The sequence below is a fragment of the Sphingobacterium puteale genome, assembly GCF_050986225.1.
In the GTDB taxonomy this organism is placed as follows: domain Bacteria; phylum Bacteroidota; class Bacteroidia; order Sphingobacteriales; family Sphingobacteriaceae; genus Sphingobacterium; species Sphingobacterium puteale.
Genome location: NZ_CP158959.1, coordinates 5114612 through 5141335 on the forward strand (window position 1 = coordinate 5114612; position 26724 = coordinate 5141335).

General features: G+C 39.6%; 23 protein-coding genes and 1 pseudogene. 12 read left to right on the top strand and 12 right to left on the bottom strand.

Going from position 1 to position 26724, the window contains the following annotated elements; all coding sequences use genetic code 11:
* The first annotated feature begins 85 nt into the window (after positions 1-85).
* The 4 genes from ABTV71_RS21595 (at position 86) to ABTV71_RS21610 (ending at position 3793) form a co-directional block, all read left to right on the top strand.
* Positions 86-1225, top strand: coding sequence for a hypothetical protein (locus tag ABTV71_RS21595; RefSeq protein WP_433901015.1), 1140 nt, complete (start codon positions 86-88; stop codon positions 1223-1225).
* Positions 1222-2376: a hypothetical protein gene (locus ABTV71_RS21600; protein ID WP_433901016.1), complete on the top strand. Its 1155-nt coding sequence runs from the start codon at positions 1222-1224 to the stop codon at positions 2374-2376. Before ABTV71_RS21595 ends, ABTV71_RS21600 begins: the two co-directional genes overlap by 4 nt.
* Positions 2377-2684: 308 nt before the next feature.
* Positions 2685-3227: a MauE/DoxX family redox-associated membrane protein gene (locus ABTV71_RS21605; RefSeq protein ID WP_433901017.1), complete on the top strand. Its 543-nt coding sequence runs from the start codon at positions 2685-2687 to the stop codon at positions 3225-3227.
* A 176-nt stretch (positions 3228-3403) separates the two neighbouring features.
* Positions 3404-3793, top strand: a complete 390-nt coding sequence (locus tag ABTV71_RS21610) for a hypothetical protein (protein WP_433901018.1) — start codon at positions 3404-3406, stop codon at positions 3791-3793.
* A gap of 113 nt (positions 3794-3906) precedes the next feature.
* Here ABTV71_RS21610 and ABTV71_RS21615 read toward each other — a convergent pair whose 3' ends face one another.
* The 4 genes from ABTV71_RS21615 to ABTV71_RS21630 are packed head-to-tail and all read right to left on the bottom strand — an operon-like array spanning position 3907 to position 10846.
* Positions 3907-5253 carry a RagB/SusD family nutrient uptake outer membrane protein gene (locus ABTV71_RS21615; protein WP_433901019.1) on the bottom strand — a complete coding sequence of 449 codons (1347 nt, stop codon included), beginning with the start codon at positions 5251-5253 and terminating at the stop codon, positions 3907-3909.
* Between the two features lie 9 nt (positions 5254-5262).
* Complete coding sequence (locus ABTV71_RS21620; protein ID WP_433901020.1) at positions 5263-8445, bottom strand: TonB-dependent receptor plug domain-containing protein; 3183 nt, start codon at positions 8443-8445, stop codon at positions 5263-5265.
* 8 nt (positions 8446-8453) lie between these two features.
* On the bottom strand, positions 8454-10451 hold the full coding sequence (locus ABTV71_RS21625) for a TlpA family protein disulfide reductase (RefSeq protein WP_433901021.1): 1998 nt from the start codon (positions 10449-10451) through the stop codon (positions 8454-8456).
* Positions 10452-10468: 17 nt separating this feature from the next.
* The gene (locus ABTV71_RS21630) at positions 10469-10846 is read right to left on the bottom strand and encodes a hypothetical protein (protein WP_433901022.1); all 378 of its coding nucleotides are present in this window, start codon (positions 10844-10846) and stop codon (positions 10469-10471) included.
* 672 nt (positions 10847-11518) lie between these two features.
* Here ABTV71_RS21630 and ABTV71_RS21635 point away from each other — a divergent pair.
* Entirely contained in the window at positions 11519-11962 is a 444-nt protein-coding gene (locus ABTV71_RS21635; RefSeq protein ID WP_433901023.1) for a helix-turn-helix domain-containing protein, read from the top strand.
* Positions 11963-11980: 18 nt separating this feature from the next.
* Positions 11981-12511, top strand: coding sequence for a hypothetical protein (locus ABTV71_RS21640; RefSeq protein WP_433901024.1), 531 nt, complete (start codon positions 11981-11983; stop codon positions 12509-12511).
* Between the two features lie 65 nt (positions 12512-12576).
* Here ABTV71_RS21640 and ABTV71_RS21645 read toward each other — a convergent pair whose 3' ends face one another.
* A complete protein-coding gene (locus tag ABTV71_RS21645) occupies positions 12577-12903 on the bottom strand; it encodes a transposase (RefSeq protein WP_433903724.1) in 327 nt (108 codons plus the stop codon).
* 65 nt (positions 12904-12968) lie between these two features.
* Here ABTV71_RS21645 and tnpA point away from each other — a divergent pair, with 65 nt between their 5' ends.
* The 5 genes and pseudogenes from tnpA (at position 12969) to istB (ending at position 17682) form a co-directional block, all read left to right on the top strand.
* On the top strand, positions 12969-13253 hold the full coding sequence (gene tnpA, locus ABTV71_RS21650; RefSeq protein ID WP_244211794.1) for an IS66 family insertion sequence element accessory protein TnpA: 285 nt from the start codon (positions 12969-12971) through the stop codon (positions 13251-13253).
* Positions 13253-13591, top strand: coding sequence for an IS66 family insertion sequence element accessory protein TnpB (gene tnpB, locus ABTV71_RS21655; protein ID WP_433901025.1), 339 nt, complete (start codon positions 13253-13255; stop codon positions 13589-13591). The genes tnpA and tnpB overlap by 1 nt, the downstream gene beginning before the upstream one ends.
* A 49-nt stretch (positions 13592-13640) precedes the next feature.
* Positions 13641-15105 (top strand): annotated as a pseudogene (gene tnpC / locus ABTV71_RS21660) (IS66 family transposase).
* A gap of 202 nt (positions 15106-15307) precedes the next feature.
* Positions 15308-16873: an IS21 family transposase gene (gene istA, locus ABTV71_RS21665; RefSeq protein ID WP_433900457.1), complete on the top strand. Its 1566-nt coding sequence runs from the start codon at positions 15308-15310 to the stop codon at positions 16871-16873.
* A gap of 59 nt (positions 16874-16932) precedes the next feature.
* Complete coding sequence (istB, locus tag ABTV71_RS21670) at positions 16933-17682, top strand: IS21-like element helper ATPase IstB (protein ID WP_286851113.1); 750 nt, start codon at positions 16933-16935, stop codon at positions 17680-17682.
* Between the two features lie 372 nt (positions 17683-18054).
* On the opposite strand, the gene ABTV71_RS21675 is transcribed toward istB, so the two are convergent.
* Positions 18055-18192 (bottom strand): hypothetical protein, encoded by a 138-nt coding sequence (locus ABTV71_RS21675; RefSeq protein ID WP_433901026.1) that lies wholly within the window; start codon positions 18190-18192, stop codon positions 18055-18057.
* Positions 18193-18251: 59 nt separating this feature from the next.
* On the opposite strand from ABTV71_RS21675, the gene ABTV71_RS21680 reads away from it, so the two are divergent.
* Positions 18252-19414, top strand: a protein-coding gene (locus ABTV71_RS21680; RefSeq protein WP_433901027.1) for an IS3 family transposase whose coding sequence is annotated in 2 segments (ribosomal slippage) — positions 18252-18504 and positions 18504-19414 — 1164 coding nt in all. Because the reading frame shifts where the segments join, the coding sequence is not laid out codon by codon here.
* On the opposite strand, the gene ABTV71_RS21685 is transcribed toward ABTV71_RS21680, so the two are convergent.
* The 6 genes from ABTV71_RS21685 to ABTV71_RS21710 all read right to left on the bottom strand — a co-directional run bounded on the left by ABTV71_RS21685 (position 19411) and on the right by ABTV71_RS21710 (position 26723).
* On the bottom strand, positions 19411-19632 hold the full coding sequence (locus tag ABTV71_RS21685) for a transposase (protein WP_433901028.1): 222 nt from the start codon (positions 19630-19632) through the stop codon (positions 19411-19413). The genes ABTV71_RS21680 and ABTV71_RS21685 overlap by 4 nt on opposite strands.
* A 91-nt stretch (positions 19633-19723) precedes the next feature.
* The gene (locus tag ABTV71_RS21690; protein ID WP_433901029.1) at positions 19724-21457 is read right to left on the bottom strand and encodes a hypothetical protein; all 1734 of its coding nucleotides are present in this window, start codon (positions 21455-21457) and stop codon (positions 19724-19726) included.
* The gene (locus tag ABTV71_RS21695; RefSeq protein WP_433901030.1) at positions 21458-22258 is read right to left on the bottom strand and encodes an HNH endonuclease; all 801 of its coding nucleotides are present in this window, start codon (positions 22256-22258) and stop codon (positions 21458-21460) included.
* A 2-nt stretch (positions 22259-22260) separates the two neighbouring features.
* A complete protein-coding gene (locus ABTV71_RS21700; protein ID WP_433901031.1) occupies positions 22261-23154 on the bottom strand; it encodes a retron system putative HNH endonuclease in 894 nt (297 codons plus the stop codon).
* Positions 23155-23160: 6 nt separating this feature from the next.
* Positions 23161-25386, bottom strand: a complete 2226-nt coding sequence (locus ABTV71_RS21705) for an AAA family ATPase (protein WP_433901032.1) — start codon at positions 25384-25386, stop codon at positions 23161-23163.
* Positions 25383-26723 carry a DNA double-strand break repair nuclease NurA gene (locus ABTV71_RS21710; protein ID WP_433901033.1) on the bottom strand — a complete coding sequence of 447 codons (1341 nt, stop codon included), beginning with the start codon at positions 26721-26723 and terminating at the stop codon, positions 25383-25385. The genes ABTV71_RS21705 and ABTV71_RS21710 overlap by 4 nt, the downstream gene beginning before the upstream one ends.
* Position 26724 lies beyond the last annotated feature (1 nt).

A 26724-nucleotide genomic window follows, 5' to 3' on the forward strand; every position in this document is an offset into this window, starting at 1 on the left:
TAGTAAGGGTAGTTTTTACGACAATCAAGAATAATAAGGCGGTCAGCGCAAGCCATATGACTATTTAACAATAAATAATATAATTATGAGAAGATTACGAATAACACATGGATCATCGTTCTACAGCTCCCCGGTAGACCAATGTTTTTACTGCGAACGCCATCTTAGTGGCTATCATAGCTGGACTAACCTGCAACGATGCAACGACCTATTCCGCCCATCGACCAAACTGTGCGGAAATAAGATCCGGGTCATCGTGTGCCACACCTGTCAAAGAGCAAAGTCACGGCTTGAGCCTGAAGAATTCCTGGAAATACTGCAAGAGAGCTCTGAAAAACAGCAGGAGTTTAAATATATTGATGTATCCCGGATTCAGACTGTGGCCAAAAACATATCCTATATCCTGAATCATCTGGAGCCGAATCTCAATCAGCGAAATCTTACGATCGTCAAGAAAACAGACTCCGAAAAGCCACAATTAAAATATCAGGATATTCCGAAAGAACAGTCCAATGTAGCAGTAACGCAAGTTAATACAACCCTGACCTGCTACTATTGTGACAGAGCCTTGGATACTTCGCGGAAAGATCCCAGTTGCCAGATCACACGTGACCATGTACGCCCGATTTCCAAACATCCTGACTCAAGGCTGATCGTATTCAGCTGTTACCTCTGCAACAGCACTAAGGCGAATGATGAACCCGAAGTTTTCCTGGCCAAACTAAAAATTGCACATTATCACGAACAGAACTATAAAAAAATACCTTACCACCAGATCAGCACCATGATTATCAATCTACGCTATTTAATCAATAAGTCCTTACAGCCTTTTGCCTCATACCCTGTCCTAGAGACTCTTCAGCTCTACGATCTTCCGATCCTGCGGCAACAGCTTCACGACAAGAGCAGGGAGCCCTGGCTCGATCAGCTTGATGATTACGCATTGCTGGAACTGCTCTTAGTATGTCTGAGTGCGCAGACCAGGCGGTCAAGGGATGGCTTAGCCCATGATGCTGCTTTTTTTAATATCTTGCTTTGGCAAGAGCGATTGGAACTCGCCTTAAAAATCGGTTGGGTCTCTGCCTTCTACCGTATTGACACCATTGATTTTCACTCGCTCACGGATGAGAAGGAGTTTGATCAATTTTATATTTTAAACGATCGGGGGCGTGCTGTTTTACAGCTGGAGATGAACCGCCGTGTACAACAAAATAGGCAATCATGATCAGATCGTTAAACCAATTGGAGGACGCAGTCAATGCGTACGGCATACTGCAAGGCAGTTTTCATGGCAGCGCTATCCCGAGCGACAAGTCCATTATAGTGGCCTGCGATGCCCTGATCCGCGATTCCGAACAACTTTATATCAGTCACTCCAAATCAGGCATGGCCAAGGAATCTTTTAGACGCTACTATGCCAAATTCAGGCTGCTTTTTGATAGATTATATACTTATAAAGCCTACCAGTCGGATAGTACCATTGTCAAGCTGCACGAAAGTATCTGGCAGAGCATACAGCATTTTAAAGAGCATATGAATCCCTTGGATGAGCTCCCCATATACGACCAACAGCTTCCCAAGGAGTCCAGCCTCACAAAACTTGCTAAATTATTCGCCCGCTTACGCGCTAAACAATTAGACGAAGAATATCTCTTAGAAATCCAATATGGTATGGACAGTCTGTTTGACGGGCACAAGCCGCCCAGGCTGCTCTTTTATCATTGTGAATGGCTAGACAGCTTTCTCATGGCATTGCAAAGCATCGCCTACGATACCCGTGACAAGTCCTATCCCAAGCGGTTTATGGAATTTCTGATCCGGTACAATTTCAACTATCTCGGTCTCCGCAACCGATGGAAAGAAAATATTGAAAGACAGTTGAGCACGCTATCCCGGGCTGACCAGCTGTCCCGCCTCTTGCTCCTGGAAAAGGAAATCACCCATTACCACCCTTTTCCTAATAGCCACTACGATATCGAGCAGCCCCATCTCAAAATGATGATGAATGAATATATTTGCGCTGAACTGGATTATCTGGAAAAAATCACAAACCTAGAGGCGGAAGCCCAAGATACGCTGGATCAGATCCCTAGCCCTTCCAGCGGAATCCATATGACGCTCACAGGAGAGGGAATCACCTGCCTGTTCCATTATTCCAGCAAAGTTGGTCTTTTTAAGAATAAGCATAAAAGTGACGCTGCCGTAGGAGTAGCCCAGCATATTGTTACCAATCGGGGCAACCGCATCAGCGCCAATCAACTGTCCAAATTCAATAAATTTGAACATATATTCAGCCTATATCTCGTTGAAGATAAGCTCAAGGAAATGCTCCATTTCATAAAAAAAGATATTGAAGAAGTCGAGCTGCGAAAATAATTGAGATTTAAATACCTCTTTAAAATAGATTAAAACGGTTTTCTAAAAAAACTAGGGGGATTCTACTTTATCCCCCTAGCGAACTTGGTCAGCAGATCCAGATACCCTTTGCTCAAACTGAGTTCTAAGCCTCCCTTTCAGTCCGATATCCCCCACCAGCATTTGTCCTAAAAATGTATCCCATCTCCCCTTTTTTAAAATTCACAGCTGTTTAAGGTACTTTAAAGGCTGATTCATCGGCTCAATCCTTCTAGATAGGATTGAGCCGCTTTGTCCTTCCTTTGCTTTCAGACTTACACAGTATAACAATGAAAGCAAAAAAGATTATATACCAGATCATCCTCATCACACTGATGGCCCTTTGGATCCCGATCAGTCTGGACAAGTTCATCAACTATGAACTATTCAAGTCTGCTATGATCCAGCAACCTTTTAGCGACCAGTTGGGTATGTTCTTAGCTTATACCTTGCCTCCTCTCGAGCTTGCCGTTGGCCTGCTTTTTATAATGCCAAAGACAAGGATATGGGCATTTAGCTTGTCTTCGCTCTTGATGGTAGCCTTTGTGGCCTATGTAGGCTTGGCTGTCCTAAAAGTATGGGGCAAAATTCCCTGTGGTTGCGGACTCGTATTCCATCAGTTGGGCTGGGTGGCCCATCTTTGGCTCAATATCGGATTTTTACTCATTAGCCTCTTCGGCTTATGGCTTGAGCTCTCCTTTTTAAAACATCATTCTCCAATCAATCGAATCATAGAAAATAATGCCAGTGGTGATATTACAAGTTTACAGGTGAATTCAGGTTCACCAACTGCCACAGAACTGAAAACCAGTCCTAGGCTACAGAAAGAATAGTGTATCAAATCAACAGCGGAACTTGGATTCAAGGCTAATCTGGGTGAAGGGCGCGTCTGCCAAAAGACTTTTATGGTATCCCATGCTGTTGTCGATGGCTACGTACGGAAAAACCGGTGTACAGCAGGAATAAGAAGAATTAAAAAACTGAAGTAAAAAAACTTGAAATTAAAAAAATGAAAAATTTAAATAGTTATGCAATGGCCATCATAGCTTTGGTGATTGCAGCTGGAAGTACAACATTAATGTCATTCAATAAAATTGCAAATAAGCAGACAGACGTCACTCTTTTCTTCGATGGAGACGCTACCGAAGCAAGTCAGGTAAGTGATCCGAGTAATTGGGCCGAAGACAATCCAGGCTCGACTTGTCCGGGCAGCAAAAAGGCCTGTTCGATGGAGGTTAACCCAGCAGATCTGCAAGGTGCATCAGGAAGTAGAACACTAAATCCGACAAAAATTATTTTAGGGGCTTCAAATACTGGTACTATATCAAATCCGACCTATGTACCAACCAAAGCTGGGGGTTCAAGCTCTAATAATATTACGCCGCACAATCAAGATTAAAATAATAGCACTCAAAACAATTAATATCTGCTAATCCAATCCCCAAAGTATATCTCAATTTTGATTTTATACTTTGGGGATGTTTTTATCAATATGGTCTTATCAAAATCCCATTATTGTGGATTTTGTGGTATTCCGGTCCTGTCAACAACATCAGTCGGGATTGGCAATGCATAACGGTTGCTATTTGGCTCCAATTCCAATACCCCATCGGGTAATACTCTTCTTAAGACAATATTTCGCCCTTCCAAATTTAACCGTTTCACATCCATCCAGCGCAGTCCACGAAACAGCAACTCTTTGCGCCGTTCAGATAAGACTGTGTCCAACGCATCTTTTTGACTGAGTCCCCCCAGATCCTTATATTTCCCTGTCGCGTAACGATGGCGCATCAGATGGTTTAAATCTGAAAGCCCCCTTTCTATCCGACCGTTACGAATATAAGATTCGGCCCGCATTAGTAAGATCTCAGCGGATGTGATCCCAGTAAAGAAATCCGAGGCACCAGCATAGCTACCTTTAAACTGATAGTAACCATCTGATCCTTGAGCAAAAAATAATTTCAGACGCAGATCATCCTTATTGTACGATTTGAATAGCGCGGTATCTACTAAGGCATTATAATAATTCATCGCTGGCAGCGTCGTACTCATCTGACTAAAAAAGGTAGTTTCTATATTATACCGTTCAAAGGGGAATTGTGCATTTGTATCCAACATATTATAATCCATCAGTTTAGCTGAGATCATCCACGCTGAATCTGCATAAATTTCAGATTTATCATAGCGTCCCATAGACAGATATGTTCTGGCCAATAGTCCATAAGCGGCCGCCTTTGATGGTCGCAAGACATGCTCCGATTGCCGCGGTAGAAGTGGGATCGATCGTTCCAGATCGTGGATAACGGTATTATAACACTCGGCTATGGAGGAACGTTCAGAGGGTTTATATGGATCTGCATCCACTCGAAGCACAATACCGGGATAAATATCCTTTTCACTCTCCTCATATCCCTTTGCATAAGTCCACAACAGCGACAGATAAGCATAAGATCTATAAAAATATGCAGCACCCGCCAGCCGCTCCCCTATTTCTTTATTTTCATCATTAATTTGAATACGCTTTAAATTATCAAGCACAATATTACTATGATATACGGTGAGGTAACTCGTTGCCCAATCGTTGGGGAAATTATTATCGATGATACGCCAAGTATATGCCTCTTGAGATCGCATCCCTAAGGAATTATAAGATTGAAGGGTTAAAAAATAATTATCTGATGACGCTTCCCCAAGGGGGTTTGTACTGATGTTCATCACTTCCATATTGTCCAATATTCGTTGCATCGCCTCGAAATTGTCCGGCGTTGCCAATCCACTGTTCGACTTAATGTCCAGATAATCTTTACAGGACATTAAAATAGAAAAAAGCAGGATATAGATTAGTCTTGATCTTAACATGATAAAAAATTAAAATTTTACAGATGTACCAAACGTAAATGTTAGGGGCGGCTTAACTTTGTCCTGATACAATGGGTCTATTTTTTCCTTATTGGATACCCACAACAACCCCAGATTGGAAACATTAGCAAAGCATTCCAATTTTGCTCTATTTTTGATAGCGCTTGCATAAGACAAACGAACATATTCTAGGCGAATATGATCAGCCCGAAGTATATTGGATTCAGATAACCGATAAAAACTATCCCGCAATTGATCAGCTGGATAGATCAGCGCTGGTACTACAGTGTGTGATTCATCTCCTTGTTTTTGCCATCGCTTTTCAAAATCCGCATAGGCCTTTCCATTAGAAAACAGCTGGGTGTAGCTGGTCGTATTTTTCATGAAATAATAATCACCATAAAAAGAAGCGTTCACCGCCAACGCCCAATTTTTGAAAGAAAACTTATTTATTATGGATCCAAATACCTGCGGTTTGGACGATCCTTTAAAAATAATATTTCCGTTTTCTCCTAGATCGAGAGGCTGTCTTCTAATAGCGGTATAATCAGTACAGGGAACACCATTTAGAAAACCCTGAGGATTTCCCTTTGCATCCAGCCCGGCAGACCTGTACCCTGCAATGCCATATAATGGATAATCCGGAACAGGGGTAATCGACGATCCTATGTCCAAAAAGCTGCTCACATTCATTCCATTGGCGGCATAATATGTTCTAGTTTTGCTTTTATTCCATGCGACATTATAGATCGTTGACCATGAAAATTTTCCCCGGACATTATCAGTCTCAATCACAAGATCAGTTCCCCGGCCATCCATGCTGGCGACATTTTTAGTGATAAAAGACTGATAGCCCCATGTTGTATAATCGTAGCCTGTCAAACCATACAAGTCTGTACCACGCTTTTGATAATGATCAATAGATCCACGGATGCGGCCATCCAGAAAAGATAGATCGAGGCCAACATTGAATGTTTTGATCTTTTCCCAACGCAGATAAGGATCGTTTAGCTGAGCGATGATCAATCCAGAGTAGGGCGAATAGTTGAATGTCGCCGATTCAGCCACAGGCAATGCCGTCTTTCGAAGATCTACATTGCCACTCACACCATAGGATGCCCTTACCTTTAGCCGATCTGCTTTTGCCCCCTTGATCCACTGATCTGGCACGTGTAGGTAGGCTCCCACTGACCAAAAAGGAGACCATTTATCATTTGCTGCCACCCCGAATATATTTGCAGCATCACGCCTTACACTTGCGGTAGCCCCTACCCTTTTATTATATTCCACATTCCAATTGGCATAAGTAGACACAAATCTATTTATACTGCTATTTAGTACGGGTCTACCGGGAATTATGCTGGTACTATAGCTAATCCCTATAGGAAAATCAGATACGAAGTCTATTGCGGCATTGTTAAGAGGGTCGGCGGTATATCCGTAAAGTGTGCTCGACTCCCCATCAGTTTTACTTTCCCTTACTTCAGCCCCCACTATACCCGAAAGTTCGAACTTGTCCCAAACCTTATTGACATTGATCTGTCCCCGCCAATTGTATGACCTGATATTTACATTGCTTTTTAATACAATATCCCCCATAGGAACGGGATACTCCATTCGGTCTGTAACTTCGTTATAGCTCGCATAGGAGTTGATCATGACCCTTGTGTAGTAACTTTCCAATCCATTCCTCACATTGTCGGATGCCATCTGATTCTGGATCTGATAAGCCAGGACTAAATCGATGAATGGCAATATTTTATAAGACAACTGTGCCTGCCCCACATATTCATTCCGTAAAGACCTGTTGTCAACGTATTTGTAATCTTCATAGGGTATATAGTCCCATGACAGAAGTTTACCGGGCAGGTAATTGTCTGTATATATTTTATCATATGTAGTTTCAAGTATTAGACCATTTCCATCTGCGTCTACCAGATCCATGTACGGCGCACGTATATTGCGGTACCTGAATGTTTCGAATGCAGGTTTACCAGCATGATTCTTCGCATTGGTGTATTTAAAACCAATATCCAGATGAAGCTTGGGCAGGAGCATCATGCGGTCATTAAAATCAATATTGATTTTTTTATTTTTCGCACCGTATTGATTTTTATCAAAGGTATACCCTACCGCCAGGTGAAATTTGTTTTTTTCTGTCCCATTTGCTAATGAAAGTGCGTATTGATCCAATAGAGGATGCTCCATGAAATAGTCCATATAATCACTTCTGCTATCTATATTTTCAAGAGCTGTCAAACGTTGATCAAGCAGTCCACCGTCTATTTTACCAGTCTTATGCTGTTGGAGCAGGCTAACCACAGGTGTGAGTGCACTAAACGGGCTACGGCGTATATTACGATCATAATACCCATTTTTAAAGAGCATTTTTTCAATTTCTATAAACTCCTCTGCAGGCATTTGATATACATCGTACAGATCAGGCTTTTGTGCGAATTGAATGGACTTGTTCAGGGTCACATTTGTACGTCCGTCTGTGGCCTTTGCATTTTTGCTTTTAATGACCAGTACACCATTACCTGCACGTGCTCCCCAGATGGCACTTGCGGCAGCATCCTTGAGAATCGTAATGCTTTCAATATTATTAGGATCTATATTCTGTATGGCGCCCTCATAGATAAAGCCATCCAACACAATCAAGGGATCCCTAACGCCATTGATTGTACTGAGACCACGTATCGAGAAATTCAACTTTTGATTGTCCGAGGCCTGTAACTGGTTATCAAAGAATACCGCATTGGCGACGTGGTTGAGTCTGTCCAAGATATTGCTACCTACATTTTGATTGAGCTGCGACTCATTGAGCACCTGAGCCGATCCGGACAGCTGGTCAGCTCTAAGCGATTGATAGCCTGTCTGCACCTGGACCTCTTCAATTTCTATTGACTTAGCTGTCAGGCCAACTGCTATATTCGTATCAGAGCCCTTCACAAAAAGCACCCTATCTGTATACCCCATGTGATGAAAATGCAAAGAATCACTGGTGATATTGCCGATTTCAATTTCTCCCCCCGGTCCTGCCTTAAACTTCTTTTGTGTAGACTTCGAGGTAATAGTCACCCCTGCGATCCCTTTGCCGGTCGCCTTGTCGTATACCCTCCCTTTTAGTACCTGACCATAGCACAGTACCGTAAGAAGATTTAATATCAATAAAATAATGTTCTTTTTCATTGTGCCGATCATGCTTTTTTAAATGTAATAGTGGGAATATCCTTTTCGACTTTTATCAACCGGATACCTATTGTAACTAGAAAATCCTGAAGGGATTTTATATCAGTCCAATCAAGGTTTTTTGGGATCTCTACTTCAAACAGGCTTGATTTTACTGTTATCAGGTCATTAACCGGCAGTTTAAGACTTGTATAAATTATGGATCTTAGCTTTCTGAAAGTGATATATTCCTTGTTACCTTTTTTATCAATAAAGCGAACAGACGCTTTCAGTTTATCGGGATCTGCTATCTCCATTTGCCAAAAAGGAGTCTTTTCTATTGTCCTTACCGGGGCTACTTTGAAGTTGGATAACAGACAATCACGCAGCCTTTTCAAGATATCATCTTCTGTTAGCGTATCTGACGACTGCACTTCAAAACAAAAAACATCCTTACGCAACTCCACATTATTCAATGCCCTTTGCACTGGTTCGGCTACTGTTGAATCAATATGGATTGCCCAACTGGGCACCTCAAAAAAAAGAGCTCGGAAAGCATTAGCGTATAGGATATTAAGCTTTAGATTTACCATTCGGTAGACGTAGGTACCATCTTTCTTATAAAATTGACCAAAATTAGGATTGAGACCATCTATATATCCCGTAAACAACTCCTCTACTACCGGATAGGTCGACAACCGCAGATCGACCTGCTCCCTGATGGAATTGTTCACCTGAAAATCCAACCTATCGTTTTTCAGATGCACATGCAGTGGAGTGTTGTTAAGCACCCGATCAATTGCATCGACCGTAAGGCCTTCGGCATAGGTACTGCCTATGTATTTACCATTATAGATCCAGACCATATGCGGGATAGAGGCATGAGCAAAATATTTGTCCAGATACTTGTCCGGATATATATATTCCATTGTTGAGAGATCCACGTTGGACATCGCCTTGAGTTTGGCAAAAGCTTTTACGATCCGTTCGGGAGAATCTTTTGTGCTTTCGCTATTCACTTTCAAAAAGGCTACCTTATCGCTGTATGAGGACTCCAACTGTCTTAAATGCAACATACTTTGCATACAACTGCCACACCATGTCGCCCAGAAATCCAATATGATCAGCTTCTTATTACGGTAATCGCTCAGTTTTACGGTTTTCTTTCCTGTGGGATTGTTGACGACGGCAAGCGGTGTATCCCACAGTGACTGTGGAATGGTATCACCGACATGTAGCGCCATTATCGAAGTTAGCCCATCGGCCCCGCTGTCCTTGCGGAGCGTCTGAGCCGATAAACTAAACATAGAAACTACCATTAAAAATACGCATGTCAAAACCATGCGATACGAACGTTCATAATTCGCAACTACTGAAAAGTAATTTAAAGCCTTCTGAGTACTTGTTTTCTTTTGAACAGCTAAATACTCCTTATCGCACACTCGAGTGGCACTGAACGCTTGTAAATCCTCTGATTTCAAACGGCATCCATCTCCTCCACTTACCAAATCGCCACTATGCATTTCAGTAGGAATTTCCATTGCACGTCCAAGCTTATACCTACGGTCCACCAGAAAGCTACCGAAAGCCTGTACCTGTTTGGTAGCTATTTGGTACCTCTTTAGTAGCTCTTTAGTACATTCCCAGTACCTTTTTGGTACCCTTTCGGTACACTCCCAGTAGCTTAACCGTGAATCAATAGTGCTTTTTACGGCAAGGAATAGACTAACCAACTCCCTACCAACTCCTGACCAAATTCGTCCTTTCCGTGGGTTTTCATCAAGTCGGCATCGGTTTTTCGTCGGGTCACGCCGATGCTGCCCCGAAGAAAATTGGGAGCCCGCTGAATAAAAGGCAGAAGAAAGGCAGGTATTGGTCAGAAAAAAGTCCGAAGGTGGTACGGCTCCATTAGTCAGCACCCGACCAGTACCCTTACAGCATAATCTGTCAGAGTATCTGGCAAGTGCTTGGCAGATGTAGGTATTTATATATATCTTGACTGATGTCAATAATTTTAACGTATTCATAATTTGTTTGTTAGTGGTTAATGCGATGATCTGTGGAAGAACTCATGAATCTTTTTGCTCATTTCAAGTTCCTCCGCTGCTATCTTATTATTCGTCAATAGCGACCAGTCTATCTTACTTAGGTCTATATTTTTTGCGCTGGCCATATAATAGCTCATCTGCATTCGCATCAACGCGATGATAAATGCTGTCATCTGATCCGTAGTAAACCGTCGCTTCTTCTTTTGGGGATTGCCGAAATACATGATCAGCAGTTCGAAAAGGTATTCACGACAGACTTTGATATCATAAGCATTCCAAAAATCTACGATGTGTCTTATAGGATCATATACCTTTTCATACACTTCATGTAGGGTAAGATCAAAATCCACCACATCAGAGAAAAACTTTTCCATTTTTCAATTTTTAAACCTTGACCTAAGACAATAGGATCCCTCTCCGATCGAAATCAGCTTTTTATTGGGAGCCTGATGTCACTCAGTTCACATTAGTAATAATTAATTCATCGGGGAGCCAGATCGCGTTTGATTGAGGGGTCAAACAGGTGTATAATATTGGCGTTACGCGGTCCATGGCAAGAGAAGCCAAATCTTATTTGGCCAAACCAGCCGAGCTACTCGGGGGCAGTAATGATGTTCTTTGATTGTTGTTTTTTGTTCATAACTCGTTTATCGTTTATTGGTAACGAGTCTCTAGCAGGTATTAGAAACGGCAATGGCGCGACATCCAACCTACCGTCTGTGCGGCCGTGAGAAGCCGATGGAACGAGTAAGCGGACGCCGCGCCATTGCTGACGGGCGTTTTGATCCACTTAATCGCCTTGCTCCATTTGAAATTTCTCACGTTTCACAGACAAGACTCATAAGTGCAGCCACCTAAGATGGTGCAAATGTATTGTTTTAATCTACTAAAGACAAATAATTTACTTTAAAAGTGGCTTTAAACTATATATAAAGCTCTTTTTATCGACAAATAATCGTATCTTTATATCAAAGGTACGGAACCAATTGTCTAGCGCAAAATGGTAAAATACCGGTAAATTACCGAACTTATTAAAATCTAATAAAATGGGGGTTGCATTTCAAGAAGAGAAAATACACGAAGGAAAAAATCTAAAAAGAATTCGTGAAATCATGGGCATGAAACAGGAGGCTTTAGGGCAAAAATGCGAAAGCAAATTTGATCAAAGACGAATTTCTGAGTTTGAAAACTCATGGACTATTTCTGAGCCAAATTTGAAGGAATTAGCGGATGCGCTGGGTGTAACCGTTGAATTTATTCGTTCTTTTAACGAGGAAAAAACGATCTATTATATACAAACTAATCAAGATACATCTAAGCAAAATAGTTTGAATCATTTTCCAACAATAACTTATGAATCTGATAATAAATTGGAAGCGCTTTTAGAAAAACTCATTCATGACGATGCTGCTAAGACTCAAGCGATTTTGGATTTGACTAAAGTGGTTGCTGATTTGGCGGAAGAGATTAAGAAGTTGAAGGGAAAATAAAGCAGGTAATATTTATATATGGCAAATATTGAAGACTTCGATCCTAGTTGTTTTGAACATAATTATGAAGAAAGAACATATCCTATCAGAGGTAAGATAATTGCGCATTTTGCAATGCTGGAAAAAAATATAGAGTCATTACTAGCTAGTGAATTTTCAGCCGAAATGTCTGTAAAGCACAAAATGCAAAATATTATTTTTGACAGAATGACATTTGAAAGCAAAAGAACGGCTCTTAAAACTGTTCTTTTCAATCGAGCAACTCTAGAAGGTTTTGTACCATCTAAAAAACAAGGTCATCCATATAAAAAATTAATAGAATCATTAGTATATCTAAATACTATAAGAAATCAATTCGCCCATTTTCCCACAATTCAGGCTACAAATAAATCAGAATATAGCTATGCAATAGGTTTAATGGAATATAGAGATAGCTCAAATTTTAAATGGTATACATTTGAAGATATTGATGAAATTATATCTAAAATTCAATCTGTTAAATCTGAGATCTTAAGCTTAATCAGACGAGATAAAAAATCATATAATTAAACAATCCGAAATAGGGACTGTCCCACTAAGTGTGTAAATAAAAATACGGAGTTCAGTTATGTTCCTTATAACTGGACTCTTTTTTCAAATAAAGTTAAGAACTGATTTAGGATAATACCCCAATTCTGAATAGGCATCGTCCACTTTTTAGAGATTTCTCTCAAAGCCAAATATACAGATTTCAGAACGGCATCATCGCTGGGAAATGACAGTTTATTCTTTGTGTATTTACGGATCTTCCCATTCATGTTTTCGATGATATTGGTCGTATAGATAATTCGTCGGATCACAAGTGGGAAGTCGTAAAAGACGGTCAGTTCGTCCCAGTTCTCCCGCCATGATCTTATGGCATAGGGATATTTGGATTCCCATCTACCGGCAAAATCTGCCAGCGCTGCGTATCCGTCCTACTAAGTACATATTAACTTAGATTACCATGGTTGTTAGCTTTGTTGCTATGAATAACATTCAAGAAAAACGTGAGCGTATGCTGTCTATGATAGCAGACTGGCAGCAGAGCGGAAAAAGTAAGAAAGCTTACTGTATTGAAAATGGGATCAATGAAGCGACCTTTTATTATTGGTTTTCTCGCAGTAAAGAAAATCACACAGGCGGCGGCAGCTTTATAACAATTGATAAGGCGCGGGGAAAGAGCGATGTTGAGATTATTTATCCCAATGGTGTGCGTATAAAGACTGAAAATGATCTTGCCCTTTTATCACAGCTGATCCGTCTTTACTGATGTTTTCCCTGGGATCCTCGCACCGTTTTTATCTTTATGATGGCTTTTGCGACATGCGAAAATCATTCGACGGGCTCTGCGGACTGATCGGTTCAGGGATGCAGCGTCAGGCTACCAGCGGTGAGGTTTTCGTATTTTTGAACCGTAGCCGTACACATATGAAGCTTCTGCACTGGGAAAAAGGAGGCTTTGTACTTTATTATAAGCGTCTGGAGAGCGGCACCTTCATGCCGCCGAACGTAAAAAATGGAGAATTGTCCTGGAGCGATCTGGTATTGATGGTTGAAGGGATACAGGTGGTAAAAAGTATTCAAAAAAGACGTTTCTCTTTGCCTTAAAAATGGACTTAAAATAGGAATAAAGGTATCTTTTGAGTATCTTTACGGTATGGAAACAGCACTGGAAAATCTCTCTAAAGAAGACCTTCTGAAAATGGTTTCCAGTATGTCCAAAGAGAATGAAATCCTCCATCAGGAGCGTGATATCCTTTCACAGGAACGTGATTACCTGAAAGCTCAAGTGGAGATGCTTCAACGCATGCAGTTCGGCCAGAAGCGTGAGCGCTTCGAAGGTGACCCCAACCAGACTTTCCTGCCTTTCCACGCAGAACCTGCAGAAGCAGAGGAGCAACAGCTCGAACTGATCAAAGAGAAAATCGAGTATGTTCGTCAGCGTCCCAACCATAAAGGACGCGCTAAATTACCTGCCCACCTTCCTGTAGAAGAGATCGAGATCCACCCAGAGGGTAATCTGTCTGAAATGGTGTGCATCGGCCAGGAGATTACCGAGGAGCTGGAGTGCGAGCCAGCCAAATTCTATATCAAACGTTACATCCGTTATAAATATGCGGCTAAAAACAGAGATGGCGTATCCATTGCCGAACTACCTGAATGGGTCATCGATAAAGGAATTGCAGGTCCGGGCTTACTGGCGATGATACTGGTGGGTAAATATCAGGACCATCTTCCCCTATACCGACAAAAACAGATCTTCGCAAGGGAAAACATACAGATCCCATCCTCAACCATCGAAGGATGGACCAGACAGGCACTGGAAAAACTCGAACCATTGTATGAACAGCTGGTCTTTGACACCAAAGCTCAGGGCTATTTTGCAGGTTGATGAGACCCCAATAAAAGTATTGGACAGTGATAAAAAAGGAGCTGCCCATCAGGGCTATTATTGGGTCTACCACTCGCCTTTGGATAAAACGGTGCTGTTCGATTATAACCCTTCCCGTGGTGGTCATGTACCCACACCCATGCTGGATAACTTTAAGGGATATCTGCAGACGGATGGCTATGCCGCCTACGAAAAATTTGGAAAAAAGAAAGACAACACCCATCTGGCCTGCTGGGCACACGCACGCCGTGAGTTTGAGAAAGGCCTGCAGAATGACCCGGAAAGAGCCAAAAAGGCGCTACTGATGATACAGGATCTTTATAAAGTTGAGCGAAAAGCCAAAGAAGAAAAGTTATCACCTGATATGATCCGGGAGCTACGGCTCAAAGAGTCACTTCCGATCATCAACGACATGGGTAAATGGATATTCCGGGACATAAAAAACACATTGCCCAAAAGCCAGATAGGAAAGGCTATGGCCTATGCATACGCCCGTTGGGACATGCTGTCGGAATATTTGCGCGATGGAAATCTGCAGATTGACAATAACCTTATCGAGAATGCCATTCGCCCAGTTGCCCTGGGACGCAAAAATTGGCTGTTCGCAGGAAGTCATGAGGCAGCACAGCGATCGGCAATGATCTACTCATTTTTCGCTATCTGCAAAAAGCATGAGGTGAACCCTTTTCTGTGGTTAAAACATACGCTAATGAATATATGTAATCGGTAAATCAGAATACACAACTTTTGGCAATTTAGCGTGCAGCAAAAATGGCAATAACGGTGCAGCGTTTTTGGCAATAACGGTGCAGCGTTTTTGGCAATAAGGAATGCAGCATAATTGGCACTAATCAATACATAGTTCATCTTTTGGGACGCGGTGTCCCAAAAGAAAAAACAAGCTTTGTCGGAGCAAAAAGACAAAGTTATTTATGAACTATTATTTAAGTAAACTTATGACCTATCATGAGGTTCACAGAATGCATCGGGAAGGCAGTTCGATTCGCAGGATTTCCGAACATCTCGGTCTGAACTGGCGTACTGTAAAAAAGCTTCTGAGCAAAGACGACCGAAGTTACCAAAAAGAACTGGAAGCGCCCCCTTCCAAGAAAAAGTTATTGGATCCCTACCGTGATTTCGTAAAGGAAAAGCTGTCGCTGTATAACGATACCTCAGCGGCCCAGATGCATGACTGGCTCAGGGAGCATTACCCTGACTTTCCGCAAGTCAGCCCCAAGACCGTATTCAACTTTGTTCAGGGTATCCGGGCGGAGTTCAACATCCCCAAAGAAGTGAGCGGCCGCGATTTCCAGATGGTCGCGGAGCTTCCCTATGGTGAGCAGGCGCAGGTTGACTTTGGTTTTTACAACATGACCACTACGCGCGGTAAGCAGAAAAAAGTACAGTTTTTTACCTTCATCCTCTCCCGGAGCCGCTATAAGTTTGTTGTTTTCAGCGATGTGCCCTTTACCACGGCTATGGTGATCGCTGCCCATGAAGAGGCCTTTCGGTTTATCGGCGGAGTGCCCCGTGAGATCGTCTATGATCAGGACAGGTTATTTATGGTATCGGAAAACCTCGGTGACATCGTCCTGACCTCCGAGTTTTCCAGCTATGTACGCGATCGTGGCATCAAACTTCATTTCTGCCGTAAAGCCGACCCCCAGAGCAAAGGGAAAGTGGAGAATGTGGTCAAATACGTAAAGCAGAACTTTCTCTACAATAGGCCTTACCGTGACCTGGATACGCTCAACGATGAATGCCGGGCCTGGCTTTTCCGTACGGCCAACAATCTGCCCCATGGTACCACGAAACTTATCCCACTGGAAGAACTGCACCGCGAACAGCTATTGCTGGAAATGTGGTATGAAATAGCCCCGCAGACTCCGGTAAAAAAGCTTTACGCTGTCCATAAAGACAACAAAGTGTCGTATAAAGGCAATTTCTATAGTGTCCCCATCGGCACCTACAACGCGGGAACCATTAAAGTGCAGCTGGGCGAACTTGCGGGTAAGCTGCTCATCCGGGATCTCTGTGGAAAAGAAATATGCACGCACGATATATGCAGCCTTAAGGGCAAAAAGATCATACTGCGCAGCCATGGCCGGGACATGGAGCCTAAAATAGCAGAAATAGTAGATCGGATCTCTGATCTGTTTGAAGATCCGGGTAAGGCAAAGCAGTGGATACTGGCCATAAAACTTCACAAAAAGCGGTATATACGGGATCAGTTGCAGATGGTCGAGCGTACTGTAAAGGATAACAGTGCTGCACATATATCGCGCGCACTGGATTATGTACATGCCAACAACATCCTGAGCGCTACGGATTTTAAAGCCTATCTGGAATACATCCGCTCGGAAAAAAAGCAGGAGCCTGAGCTGGATACCAAGATCATACGGCTCAACCCTCTGGATGGAAACAGCAGTACACCATTGGATATTGAACCCCAGAAAAGTGACTTAGATGATTACGAGGCGCTTTTCGGCTGCAACTAAAACAATCGCTCCCTGTCGTTGCTTCGACAGGGATATATAAATCTTATCAGGCAATAACTATGGACAATCAAAAACAACAGGTAAAACAACTTTGCGCCGACTTCAGGCTTTCAGCGATAGCTGCCGGCCTGGATGATATCCTATCGGGGGCAGAAAATGAGCAGATAGGCTATCTGGAATTACTCTCCCGTCTTTTCAGGGCCGAGCAGCAGCACCGCCGGCAAAGGGATGAGAGCAGACGGATGAAATCTGCTTCTCTGCCAAAAAACAACGACCTCTCGCTCTACGAAGCCAAACGTAACGGGCTTACCGACAAACGGCTCGCTGCACTACGGGAACTTAACTGGATCGACCAGCTGTTTAATCTCGTGCTGATGGGACCCAGTGGAACTGGAAAAACAATGCTTGCAGCAGGCCTGGCAAGAGACGCTGTCAAGGCAGGCTATCATGTGTATTTCAGGACGATGGAAGAGATCGTTTCTACCTTAAAGACCAGGGACTTTGTACGTTCACAGGCTGCTGAATACAAAAAAATGCTGCGGGCGAGCCTCATCGTTATTGATGATGTCATGCTGTTCCCTCTGGAAAAAAATGTCGCGGTCGCTTTCTTCAATTTCATCAACCAGATCTACGAATCTACCTCCATCATTGTAACGACAAACAAGAAGCCGACAGAATGGGCTAAAATGCTGGAGGATGAAGTTATTGCAACGGCACTTTTAGATCGGATATTGTTCCGATGCGAAGTGATAAACCTCACAGGGGAAAGCTATAGAATGCAGAATAGAAAAACGTTCTTGGACAAGTAAATTTTATAGCATACTTTTGGAATGGATTGTGTATTTATTAGTGCCGAAAATGCTGCACTCCAACTTACCAATTATGCTGCATTTTTATTTACCATTTACAATATAGCGTCAATAAACCACAAGAATATAAAAGAGCTTTACCCACAGAACTTCAAAAAATCAACTGACATGTAGTTCGTCGGGCGGATACAATGGTTCTCCGATTAATCTTATAAGTCCTTTCTACAGCACGTTGACTGAGCCGACCGCTCTCAACTTCTTGCACAAGCCTCTTTTTTAAATCTTCTGGATAAGACCTTCCAACTCTTTGGAACGGCTTGGATTTATCCACATTACTCTTTTTTGTCATATACTTTACAATTTAGTGTAAAGCTATTTCAGGACAAGACAAGCAACATCAATTAAGCTGTTTAAGGCAAGGATCATAAGGTTAGCCTCCTTTACTGCACGTTCTAATTCTTTGTTACGTTGCTGAAGATTGTGCAAATCCCGTTTCTGTTTATCTGTCATAGTGTAATCTCCCCTAAAAATAGCTACGATTATTAATGTAGTTTTATAAATTAGGGACAATGAAAAAAAGTAAATTCAGCGAGCCACAGATCATTAAGATCTTATCACTTCAGGAATCAGGTCAACCGGTATCTGACATCTGTCGAGAGCATGGAATCAGTCAGGGAACGTTTTATTCGTGGAAAAGTAAATACTCCGGAATGGAGGCATCTCAGCTCAAACAAATGAAAGATATGGAACGGGAGCTAGCTCAATATAAAAAGATCGTTGCCGAACAAGCTCTGCAGATTACGGTTCTAAAAGATGTTATCGAAAAAAAGCTCTAGGGCCTGCCGAGAAGCGCGAGCTTGTTGGCTACTCCCGAGAGGAATTTGGGACCAGTCTTCGTCAGGCCTGTAAGTTGTTTAATATCAGTACATCGGTTTATTACTACCAAGCCAAGCGCAGCGATGACAGTGAGGTAATAGAGCAATTATCCATCCTTGCGGATCTTCATCGTACTTGGGGATTTTGGATGATGTACCATCGTTTAAGGAAGCTACAGTTTATGTGGAATCACAAACGTGTATATCGCATTTATACTGCGATGCGGCTAAATCTGCGTAACAAGCGCAAGAAACGTTTACCTGCAAGAGTAAAAGCTCCACTATTATGTCCGATTGGGCCAAATATTACATGGAGTCTTGATTTTATGCACGATACACTGTCCATGGGAAAGACCATCCGCACACTGAATATAATAGATGACTTTAATCGGGAGGCATTATCTATTACGGTAGACACCAGCCTTCCGGCAGCCAGAGTGGTCAGAGAACTAGAAAAACTCGTAGAATGGAGAGGAAAACCGGAATGCATACGATCGGACAATGGCCCTGAGTTTCTAGCGGAAGTATTACAGGATTGGTGCTCTCAAAATGGCATTGAATGGCACTTCATCCAACCAGGGAAACCGACCCAAAATAGTCTTATCGAAAGGTTTAATAGGACATTCAGACAGGATGTATTGGACAGTTACATGTTTGAAAACCTAACTGAGATCAGGAAGTACGCCCATGCATGGGCATGGATGTATAATAATGTCAGGCCACATTCTTCGTTAGGGCAACTTACACCTGTAGAATTTTTAGTGAAATATGGGAAACAGGAGAATTTCCCAACCTTCCAACGAGATAATAACAATAAATTAGATTGGAATTATTTAGTTTTGAATATAGCTAGTTAGGGTGAGATTACAATAGGAGCTAAAGTTATCAATCCCTCCTCGATTTTTTTGCGATAAGCATTTACCCAGTGATTGATTGCCTGGACGCTGTGAATTTCCAGCGATTCGGCAACTTCAACAACACTTTCACCGTTAAATAAAACGCGTACTATTGCTTCATCTTTGATATCCTCAGTGTATTGTCGTTGGATCAATAAGTGTTTAATATGATCATTCATTCTTGAAATAATTTTATTCCAAAAATTTAAAGCTATATCAGTAGAAGACAGCACAAATAGTCAATAATAATATTTACATTTTTAAGCAACTTTAGATTAAGTCATAAGCATTTGAAAGAGAAATATTCAAATCCACAAACATTTCATCTATGGCGTCATATACCTGCCAGATAGCATCTGAATAATTATTTGAAATAGCATTAGGTTGTATTTCCAAATCATTTAGTGCTTTATGAAATCTTGTTTTGGAATCATTAGCCTTATGAGCATCCAGTTGTCTGATACTATTGATAGCTGATAGCTCTATTAATACATTATATTTTTTAATTTCTAAAACTCTTTCTACGATGGCTTCTTTATTATCCACAGGATGTAAACCACTTTCGCCTGAGATTTTCAGATAAGCTATAATCAATTCCAGTAACTTTATACTTCTGAATTCTTTAGTTATTGAAACGGGGAATTCTAACATATTTACAATCTTACGTAAAGATTTTTCTTGAAGATTTTCTCCTAGCAAAATGTATAACTTTTTACATCGGGATATAAATTGCTCTTTGGAAAAAGATTTTAAATCTACGTGTTGCGCAATAGTATTAAATTCAGGGAATTCTGACCATCCTGTATATTCAATACGCTCTTCGTCCAAACCAATGACATCTATTGCCGAATAATTGAGTTCGAATAAGTGGTTAAATAAACCTGTAAATATTCGTCCGAACAAAAAGTACTTCCTGGTCAAACGTTCTGCTTTTTCAGCGATATTTTCGCCTTCAACAATTTCGGATGGGTGAATCGAAAATTTATTCCAGTAATCAATAACTGTGTATCTATTACCCTCATATAGCTTTTTGATGTCAATTTTAATAGCATTTTTTCCAACACGATCACAATGGGTTACTGCCCATTGATTTCTATAGCTGACACTCCCTGATAAAGGATGAACTTCATAATCTTCGTCTGCTTCATATACTGCCAATACCTTATCAGAAACATATACATACTCAAACGGTATTTCATGTCTCGCTCGCCACTCTGTTACCAACCCATCAATTCCTTTCCAATGATGCCCTGTAACTGTTTCTTCTTTCTGATTATTCTCACTATTTTCTAGTAAAACCTTGAAGCCATTTATTTCTAAGCGAGCTATATCCTCTTTATGGTCAAATCTGCTAAGTCTTATTTCGAACTGTTTAAATTCTTCGATAAAATGTTTCTTATTTTTAAGCAGTGTAGAGATTTCTTCGTCTATTGCGATATCTTTTTTTATACTAAATACCTGTACCGCAACTTTCTTTCTGAAAGCTAAATAAATCTCCAAATAATCCTTCTTGACTTTAACATTCGCTTCGGAATGTGTTGGAAAATCATATTCAGAAAGAGGTTTAATTTTTACCACATTGTATTGAGGTTCCTTTAAATCATTCCATAGAATTTCGTCTTCTAACAAACGTGGTGATAATTTAAAGGCGCTTAAAAAACCTTGGTCAATCATGAAGGTGGTGTGATTACCTGAGCACCAAGAAATAACCAAAGGTTCTGCTTTGCTTAATCCTGAAGATTTTGAAAGATATAATGAGAATGAAGGTTTATATTCATAATCTTCTCTATAGTATGCTCCCGACAGATTTACATAAGGATTAACATGTGATGATTTTATTTTACTAATTAGACCTGGCGAAACTAAAGCGGTATTGACATCAATGGTTTCCTTCAATCCATTCTTATAAATTGTTTTTAGTTCAGCAATGGTAATATGGTCTCCATCTGTCTGAATGTCCAACAGATTTCCAACCAATTTTGATATTATTGGGTTCTTATTCATTTAAAACTTGTCAAAAATTGTATTTCGGTGATACTCCAAAGCAATTTGACTAATTTCATATTGTACAGGATTTGAAATTACTTTTCCAGAAATCTCATTCAACCAATTTTGAGTTTGTAAACTCAATTCATCTAATTTTGAAGCAATGATTACTTCATACTTTTCATTAAGTGTAAAATATCCCTTGTCAAATAAACTATCGTATAACGTAGAAAGGCAAAGACCATTATGAGGTGATAATCTTGTATCAATTTTAGTTGACCAAGGAATAATATGGCTTGCTACCAATAAATCATTTTCTGTGACTCCGGTTAAGCAACATTTATGGTCAAAATTCTTTAAAACTTTTTTTCGAAATGAGGATTGCTTGATTCTTATTTGTATTTCTCTTTTCGCATTTTCTATTGCATAGTCATTTAGATTATCTTTTTGTAAAATAGGTTTACTATAATCTATCTGAGGTAAACTAAAAAATTCAGAAATATTCCTCTCAATGTTAGAATTTCTTATTCTTAGTATATGACTTCGAATATCTCCAACCCATCTTTGACGTTTTCCTTCAAGCAAATACAAATTTTTCTCTGTTAAAAGATCCTGTATTGCTGAGAATGGTAGGATATAAAAATCTCCTTCATCGTCTTCACTACCAAATAGTATAATATTATAGTCCGAACCAAATTGAGTTCTATAGTTATCAAGCTTCTTTTGTGATATTCCGAACCAATAATTTGAAGTAGTGTCTGCTTTCAGAACATAGTTTGACTGTTCTAATTTTTCCCTATTTTCTTTTACCCAATTCATAATTATATAGTAATACCAAAATTTACTCTTAAAAACTCACCTACTACTTGTCTTGCCATACCAACATACTCTTCTTCTGGGTTTAAAAACTTTTTTAATCTCTCCAGCTCTCTTTTTAAGATTCGTTCAAAGTAAAATTTCTTTGTTGTGTATGGAGATCCAAGTATATCATTGTAATTTTCGGTAGCTTCTTTGACTCTTTGTATTTGTGCCTGCATTTCAATAAGTTTTTTCTCCCGAGATTGGACAAGATACATTCTCTGTAAAACATAAACATCTATTGATTTTTTAGCCATTATACTTTCGTTTCCATCCTCATCTTTTTTGGGGCGAATGACACCTTCCTCACCATATTCTAAATGATCTTCGGGATTATCAATACATGGATTTAGTAAAAGTCTATATGATTCTTCATCTGCAATTCCATTAACGCTGTCATGTTTACGTACATATTTAGTCCCATCCGACAGAGGGAATTGGTTCATTTTTCCCATTGTCTTTTTAGTTCCTATCCCATACATTGAATGAGATAGCTTTTGATTACAGTTTCTACAAGACAACAACAAATTATCCCAATCTGCAGCCAGCCAATAATAACCGGGTTTCTTATGTGGATTAGCTTCTTCAATTTCTCCTTTAGGGCGAAAATGCTCAACATCACCAGAATAAACATGAAGAAATGTGCTTTCGCAATAAGCACATTTTCCTTTGAATAGCTTTATTAAAGCGTCTTTTACCTCATTATCTGAATATATTTTAAACTCGAAATTAGTCGTTCCATCAAAAGTAGGAGAAGTGTAATGTTCAATCGCTCTTTCTGTTTCTGTTTTACCTGCCCTATTTTTTTTATCTAATGCAGACGGCTTTGGCACTTGAGATCTATCAACTTTTATCATAATGATCTATTTTTTAGTGTCCAAACTTTTCCATATACTTTCAACTCGTTTCAATGCCTCAACTTCTAAATCCTTTTTGATTTTTAGACCGTCCTCTCTTGCCTTTCGGGCAAGCAGTTCATCAATTACATAATAGGTAAGCTCTTCACGTTCTGTATCACCCAAATGTTTAATCCGAGGGATAATCTGGCTTAGATCTAAAAGACGATTTTTTTGTTCTTCACTCCTGTCTTTTTCTTCCAAAGCAAGAATTGCATAATATTCATCAAAAAGCCTTTCTGTTTCAGGATCTATAGTACTTTTTAATCCAAAAAAATCGGAAGTCAATATCTGATCTACCCGTAGTTCACTTGGGTCTGGCAAATCCGTTAATGCTATTACTTCATTCTCTTGATTCTTAGTAAGTACTACAGTTTCGCCAGCTCTTAATCCTCTCAGACAAAGAGGCTCGTGTGTTGTGACTACGAAGCGAATTTTTGGGAAAGCTTTTCTCAGACGTGTGACCACTTCCATTCGCCAACGTGGATGCAAATGAGTCCCTATTTCATCAATAAGTACCATTCCTTCTGCTAAATCAAATGTTACATTTTCGCCTGCTAAAGTAGCCATAATATCAACCGCTAAATAGAAGATTGATCTATAGCCATCACTCAGTTCATCAATTGAAAAAACATCGCCATTCCTTTTTATTACTGGTTGATTTTTTACAATACTTATAGTGTCATCATTTTCCAGAAGCATTAAATCTTTTAGCGATATTGCTACCCGATCAAAAGCGTCTTTATCTTTCTTGAATAATTTAACTAACCAACTATCAGCATCTATGAGAGAAAATGTATAGTCAAATAGATTTTTAGCTTTAGCCCCATAAAAAACACCTTTTTCGGGTTGAATTTTTCCTTTTTTTGGTTTTAAACGTATAGAATTATAAGCTACAATATTAATTATGGGCTGATGCAGTGTAGTTCGAATTTCTGTTTTATTAAAAGTTACCTCTATAGGCCGTATTGCACCTACAAGATGTATTCGAATAAATCCACTCCTTGCACCATGCTTTAAAAGATCTTTACCTTTTAGCTCTAAACTTTTTATATATTCATCGCCTGTCAAGCCAATTACAAAAGCTTTTAATAGTGAACTTTTTCCAACACCATTTTCGCCAAGAAATAATAACCAGGGTTCATTTTCAATAGGAGAATCAGAATCATGATTAAATTCTAATTCTAAAGAGGAGAAGCACTTAAAATTTCTCAATTCTATTTTTTCAACATATTTATGCTTTATGTCATCGATGTTTAAGCTTTGACTAATCTCTTCTTTATCTTCAAAACTTAATTCAACTTTGTCCCCAAATTTTTCTATATCCACTTCTAAAAAATTAAAGGCTTTTCCTTTTAGAATTTCAAATTCTTGAAATATTTTAAAATCTCGATTATTCAAATAATCACTTATACCTGCCTCCCTAAATAATTTAGTGAGTATTTGTCTTTGAATGGCTAAATATGGTTTACTCGATTCATTGCTAAAAATACTCTCCCAAGATTTCACCATTTTATCAATGGACTTCATATCTTTTTCAGGAGTAGAAACTAATGTAGAAAAATGCTGCCACTCTCTTTTAAGCTCTTGTATAATTTTTTTTCTATCTCTTACCAACTCAATCCTATTCAGTTTAATAATTTCGATGGTTGTTTTTCCCTTAGGAGTAAGAAAATCAACTTCACCTTCTTCATTGTAAATTAAATGTTCTTCAGGCTTGTCTATGCATGGATCTATTAACAGAGCCTTTTCGTGATATATGACTTCTTTGTAAGGTGTATTTAAGGGTATTCTTTTTCCTTCAACGGGAAACCATGTCGATTTATATTGATTACAGTGGGAGCAACTTAAATAAATGTTATTCCAATCATAGGTTAACCACCAATAATGATCTGTTGAGAATTCCTTGTCCAATCCTCTGGCTCCTGCTTTAGGACGGAAATGATCATACTCAGATTGTGCGTTACTTGATATAGATGATTCACAATATGCACATTTTCGTTTAAAGACCTCACGCAGTGGTTCAAGAAATTTATCTCTTAATTCTTTTTCAAAGGGTTGTGAGTATTTTTGCTGAGATCTGCTTTCTTTTGATTTTAAATAGAACTCTTCCAGCCTTTTTTTTGCTATTTCGACTTCCTTTGAATAAAAGATTTCTGGTACAGGAATACTATTTCTTTCTACGTAAATCATTTTGTATGTTTTTTAGCAAATTTTTCCAAAATACTTGAACTTGGATGACTAGATAGTGAAATAAGCTTATTAGCCAAAGCTACAGGTACGATTGAATTATCATACATATCGCATCTTAGCTTTTCTATATTCCAAAGTATTATATCTAGATTTTTAAAATCAGTCTTTTGTGGATTCAGCACTATATTCTCATTTTCGACAGGAAGTGTAATAACATATACTCTTTCATCTCTTGACTTAAAAATAATCTTCGAACTATAATATGAAGTATGTGCATATGGTTCTGGGTTATCAGAAGGTCCTGGTAAAATATAAGTGTAAATATGTTTATTGTTAAGCAATAAAGCTTCTCCTGGTTCTAACAGGTTTTTGATTTCATCTGCATGTTCCACAAACGCCCCTGATTTTTCTAATCCGGCTAAAAATAAGTTATGACTACTAAATAAGTAATTACATAATTTTCGAACGTGTTTATGCATATTAGCTGTTTGTCCAAAAAATGCCAGAGGTCCATCTTTAATAAAGAAAAATCTATCCAGTAATTTAGGTTGTGTTTCTTTAATATACTTGATTGTATGTACAATGTTTATCTGTTCGATTAAATTGACTAAATAGCCAAGGATACCGCCTGCTCCGAGTTCATCATCAATCACTTCATGTAATCTGAAACAGTCTGTTATATATAATATTCCATTACATTCCGGGCAGTTAGTCTTGTATTCGTTGTTAAAATTTGTACGTAAAATATTTTGATTTTTTTCTTTGCAATGCGGACAAGTAGTGAGGTTAAAGCTATCCAAAGGCTGGTCAAACAAATTAAAAATTAGCCAATATGTTGTGGAAAGTAAATTATCCTTTTTATCTCCTTTATTTCTAAAGTATTCATAAATTGTTCGTCGAACGGAATGAGTTAAAGTGATATTACTATTATATGAAACGTTTTTTGTTGGTAGCACTAATTTACTTCTTTCTAAGTCTTTAAGTGCTGACATTGATTCCCTAGAAATAAATGGCATCTCGGAAATGTTATTTAAATCTTCAATATTTAGAAAGATCTCTCCAAATTGAAAAAATGTTATCAATGAAGAAGGAAATGTTTTCTTTACCGGAATAGTAGCGTAACCACCGTCCATTGCTATAATATGTTCAATTGGATTCACATCGGGATATTGAACTTTGATAACAAGAGATCTATCTAATTCTACTTCTTCGACGGATTTGGGATATTCGCAATTTTCCAAAAATAATTGAACCTCTTCATCATTTATTATAAATGAATGAGATGATTTACTGGCTAATTCATCAGGACGTTTACCTGTTCTGCTACTGTATGCCATA

Bases quoted from the DNA above. Each gene is read 5' to 3' on its own strand.
- ABTV71_RS21595 (WP_433901015.1), top strand. From the start codon at position 86: ATGAGAAGATTACGAATAACACATGGATCATCGTTCTACAGCTCCCCG.
- ABTV71_RS21600 (WP_433901016.1), top strand. From the start codon at position 1,222: ATGATCAGATCGTTAAACCAATTGGAGGACGCAGTCAATGCGTACGGC.
- ABTV71_RS21605 (WP_433901017.1), top strand. From the start codon at position 2,685: ATGAAAGCAAAAAAGATTATATACCAGATCATCCTCATCACACTGATG.
- ABTV71_RS21610 (WP_433901018.1), top strand. From the start codon at position 3,404: ATGAAAAATTTAAATAGTTATGCAATGGCCATCATAGCTTTGGTGATT.
- ABTV71_RS21615 (WP_433901019.1), bottom strand. From the start codon at position 5,253: ATGTTAAGATCAAGACTAATCTATATCCTGCTTTTTTCTATTTTAATG.
- ABTV71_RS21620 (WP_433901020.1), bottom strand. From the start codon at position 8,445: ATGAAAAAGAACATTATTTTATTGATATTAAATCTTCTTACGGTACTG.
- ABTV71_RS21625 (WP_433901021.1), bottom strand. From the start codon at position 10,451: ATGAATACGTTAAAATTATTGACATCAGTCAAGATATATATAAATACC.
- ABTV71_RS21630 (WP_433901022.1), bottom strand. From the start codon at position 10,846: ATGGAAAAGTTTTTCTCTGATGTGGTGGATTTTGATCTTACCCTACAT.
- ABTV71_RS21635 (WP_433901023.1), top strand. From the start codon at position 11,519: ATGGGGGTTGCATTTCAAGAAGAGAAAATACACGAAGGAAAAAATCTA.
- ABTV71_RS21640 (WP_433901024.1), top strand. From the start codon at position 11,981: ATGGCAAATATTGAAGACTTCGATCCTAGTTGTTTTGAACATAATTAT.
- tnpA (WP_244211794.1), top strand. From the start codon at position 12,969: ATGAATAACATTCAAGAAAAACGTGAGCGTATGCTGTCTATGATAGCA.
- tnpB (WP_433901025.1), top strand. From the start codon at position 13,253: ATGTTTTCCCTGGGATCCTCGCACCGTTTTTATCTTTATGATGGCTTT.
- istA (WP_433900457.1), top strand. From the start codon at position 15,308: ATGAACTATTATTTAAGTAAACTTATGACCTATCATGAGGTTCACAGA.
- istB (WP_286851113.1), top strand. From the start codon at position 16,933: ATGGACAATCAAAAACAACAGGTAAAACAACTTTGCGCCGACTTCAGG.
- ABTV71_RS21675 (WP_433901026.1), bottom strand. From the start codon at position 18,192: ATGACAGATAAACAGAAACGGGATTTGCACAATCTTCAGCAACGTAAC.
- ABTV71_RS21685 (WP_433901028.1), bottom strand. From the start codon at position 19,632: ATGAATGATCATATTAAACACTTATTGATCCAACGACAATACACTGAG.
- ABTV71_RS21690 (WP_433901029.1), bottom strand. From the start codon at position 21,457: ATGAATAAGAACCCAATAATATCAAAATTGGTTGGAAATCTGTTGGAC.
- ABTV71_RS21695 (WP_433901030.1), bottom strand. From the start codon at position 22,258: ATGAATTGGGTAAAAGAAAATAGGGAAAAATTAGAACAGTCAAACTAT.
- ABTV71_RS21700 (WP_433901031.1), bottom strand. From the start codon at position 23,154: ATGATAAAAGTTGATAGATCTCAAGTGCCAAAGCCGTCTGCATTAGAT.
- ABTV71_RS21705 (WP_433901032.1), bottom strand. From the start codon at position 25,386: ATGATTTACGTAGAAAGAAATAGTATTCCTGTACCAGAAATCTTTTAT.
- ABTV71_RS21710 (WP_433901033.1), bottom strand. From the start codon at position 26,723: ATGGCATACAGTAGCAGAACAGGTAAACGTCCTGATGAATTAGCCAGT.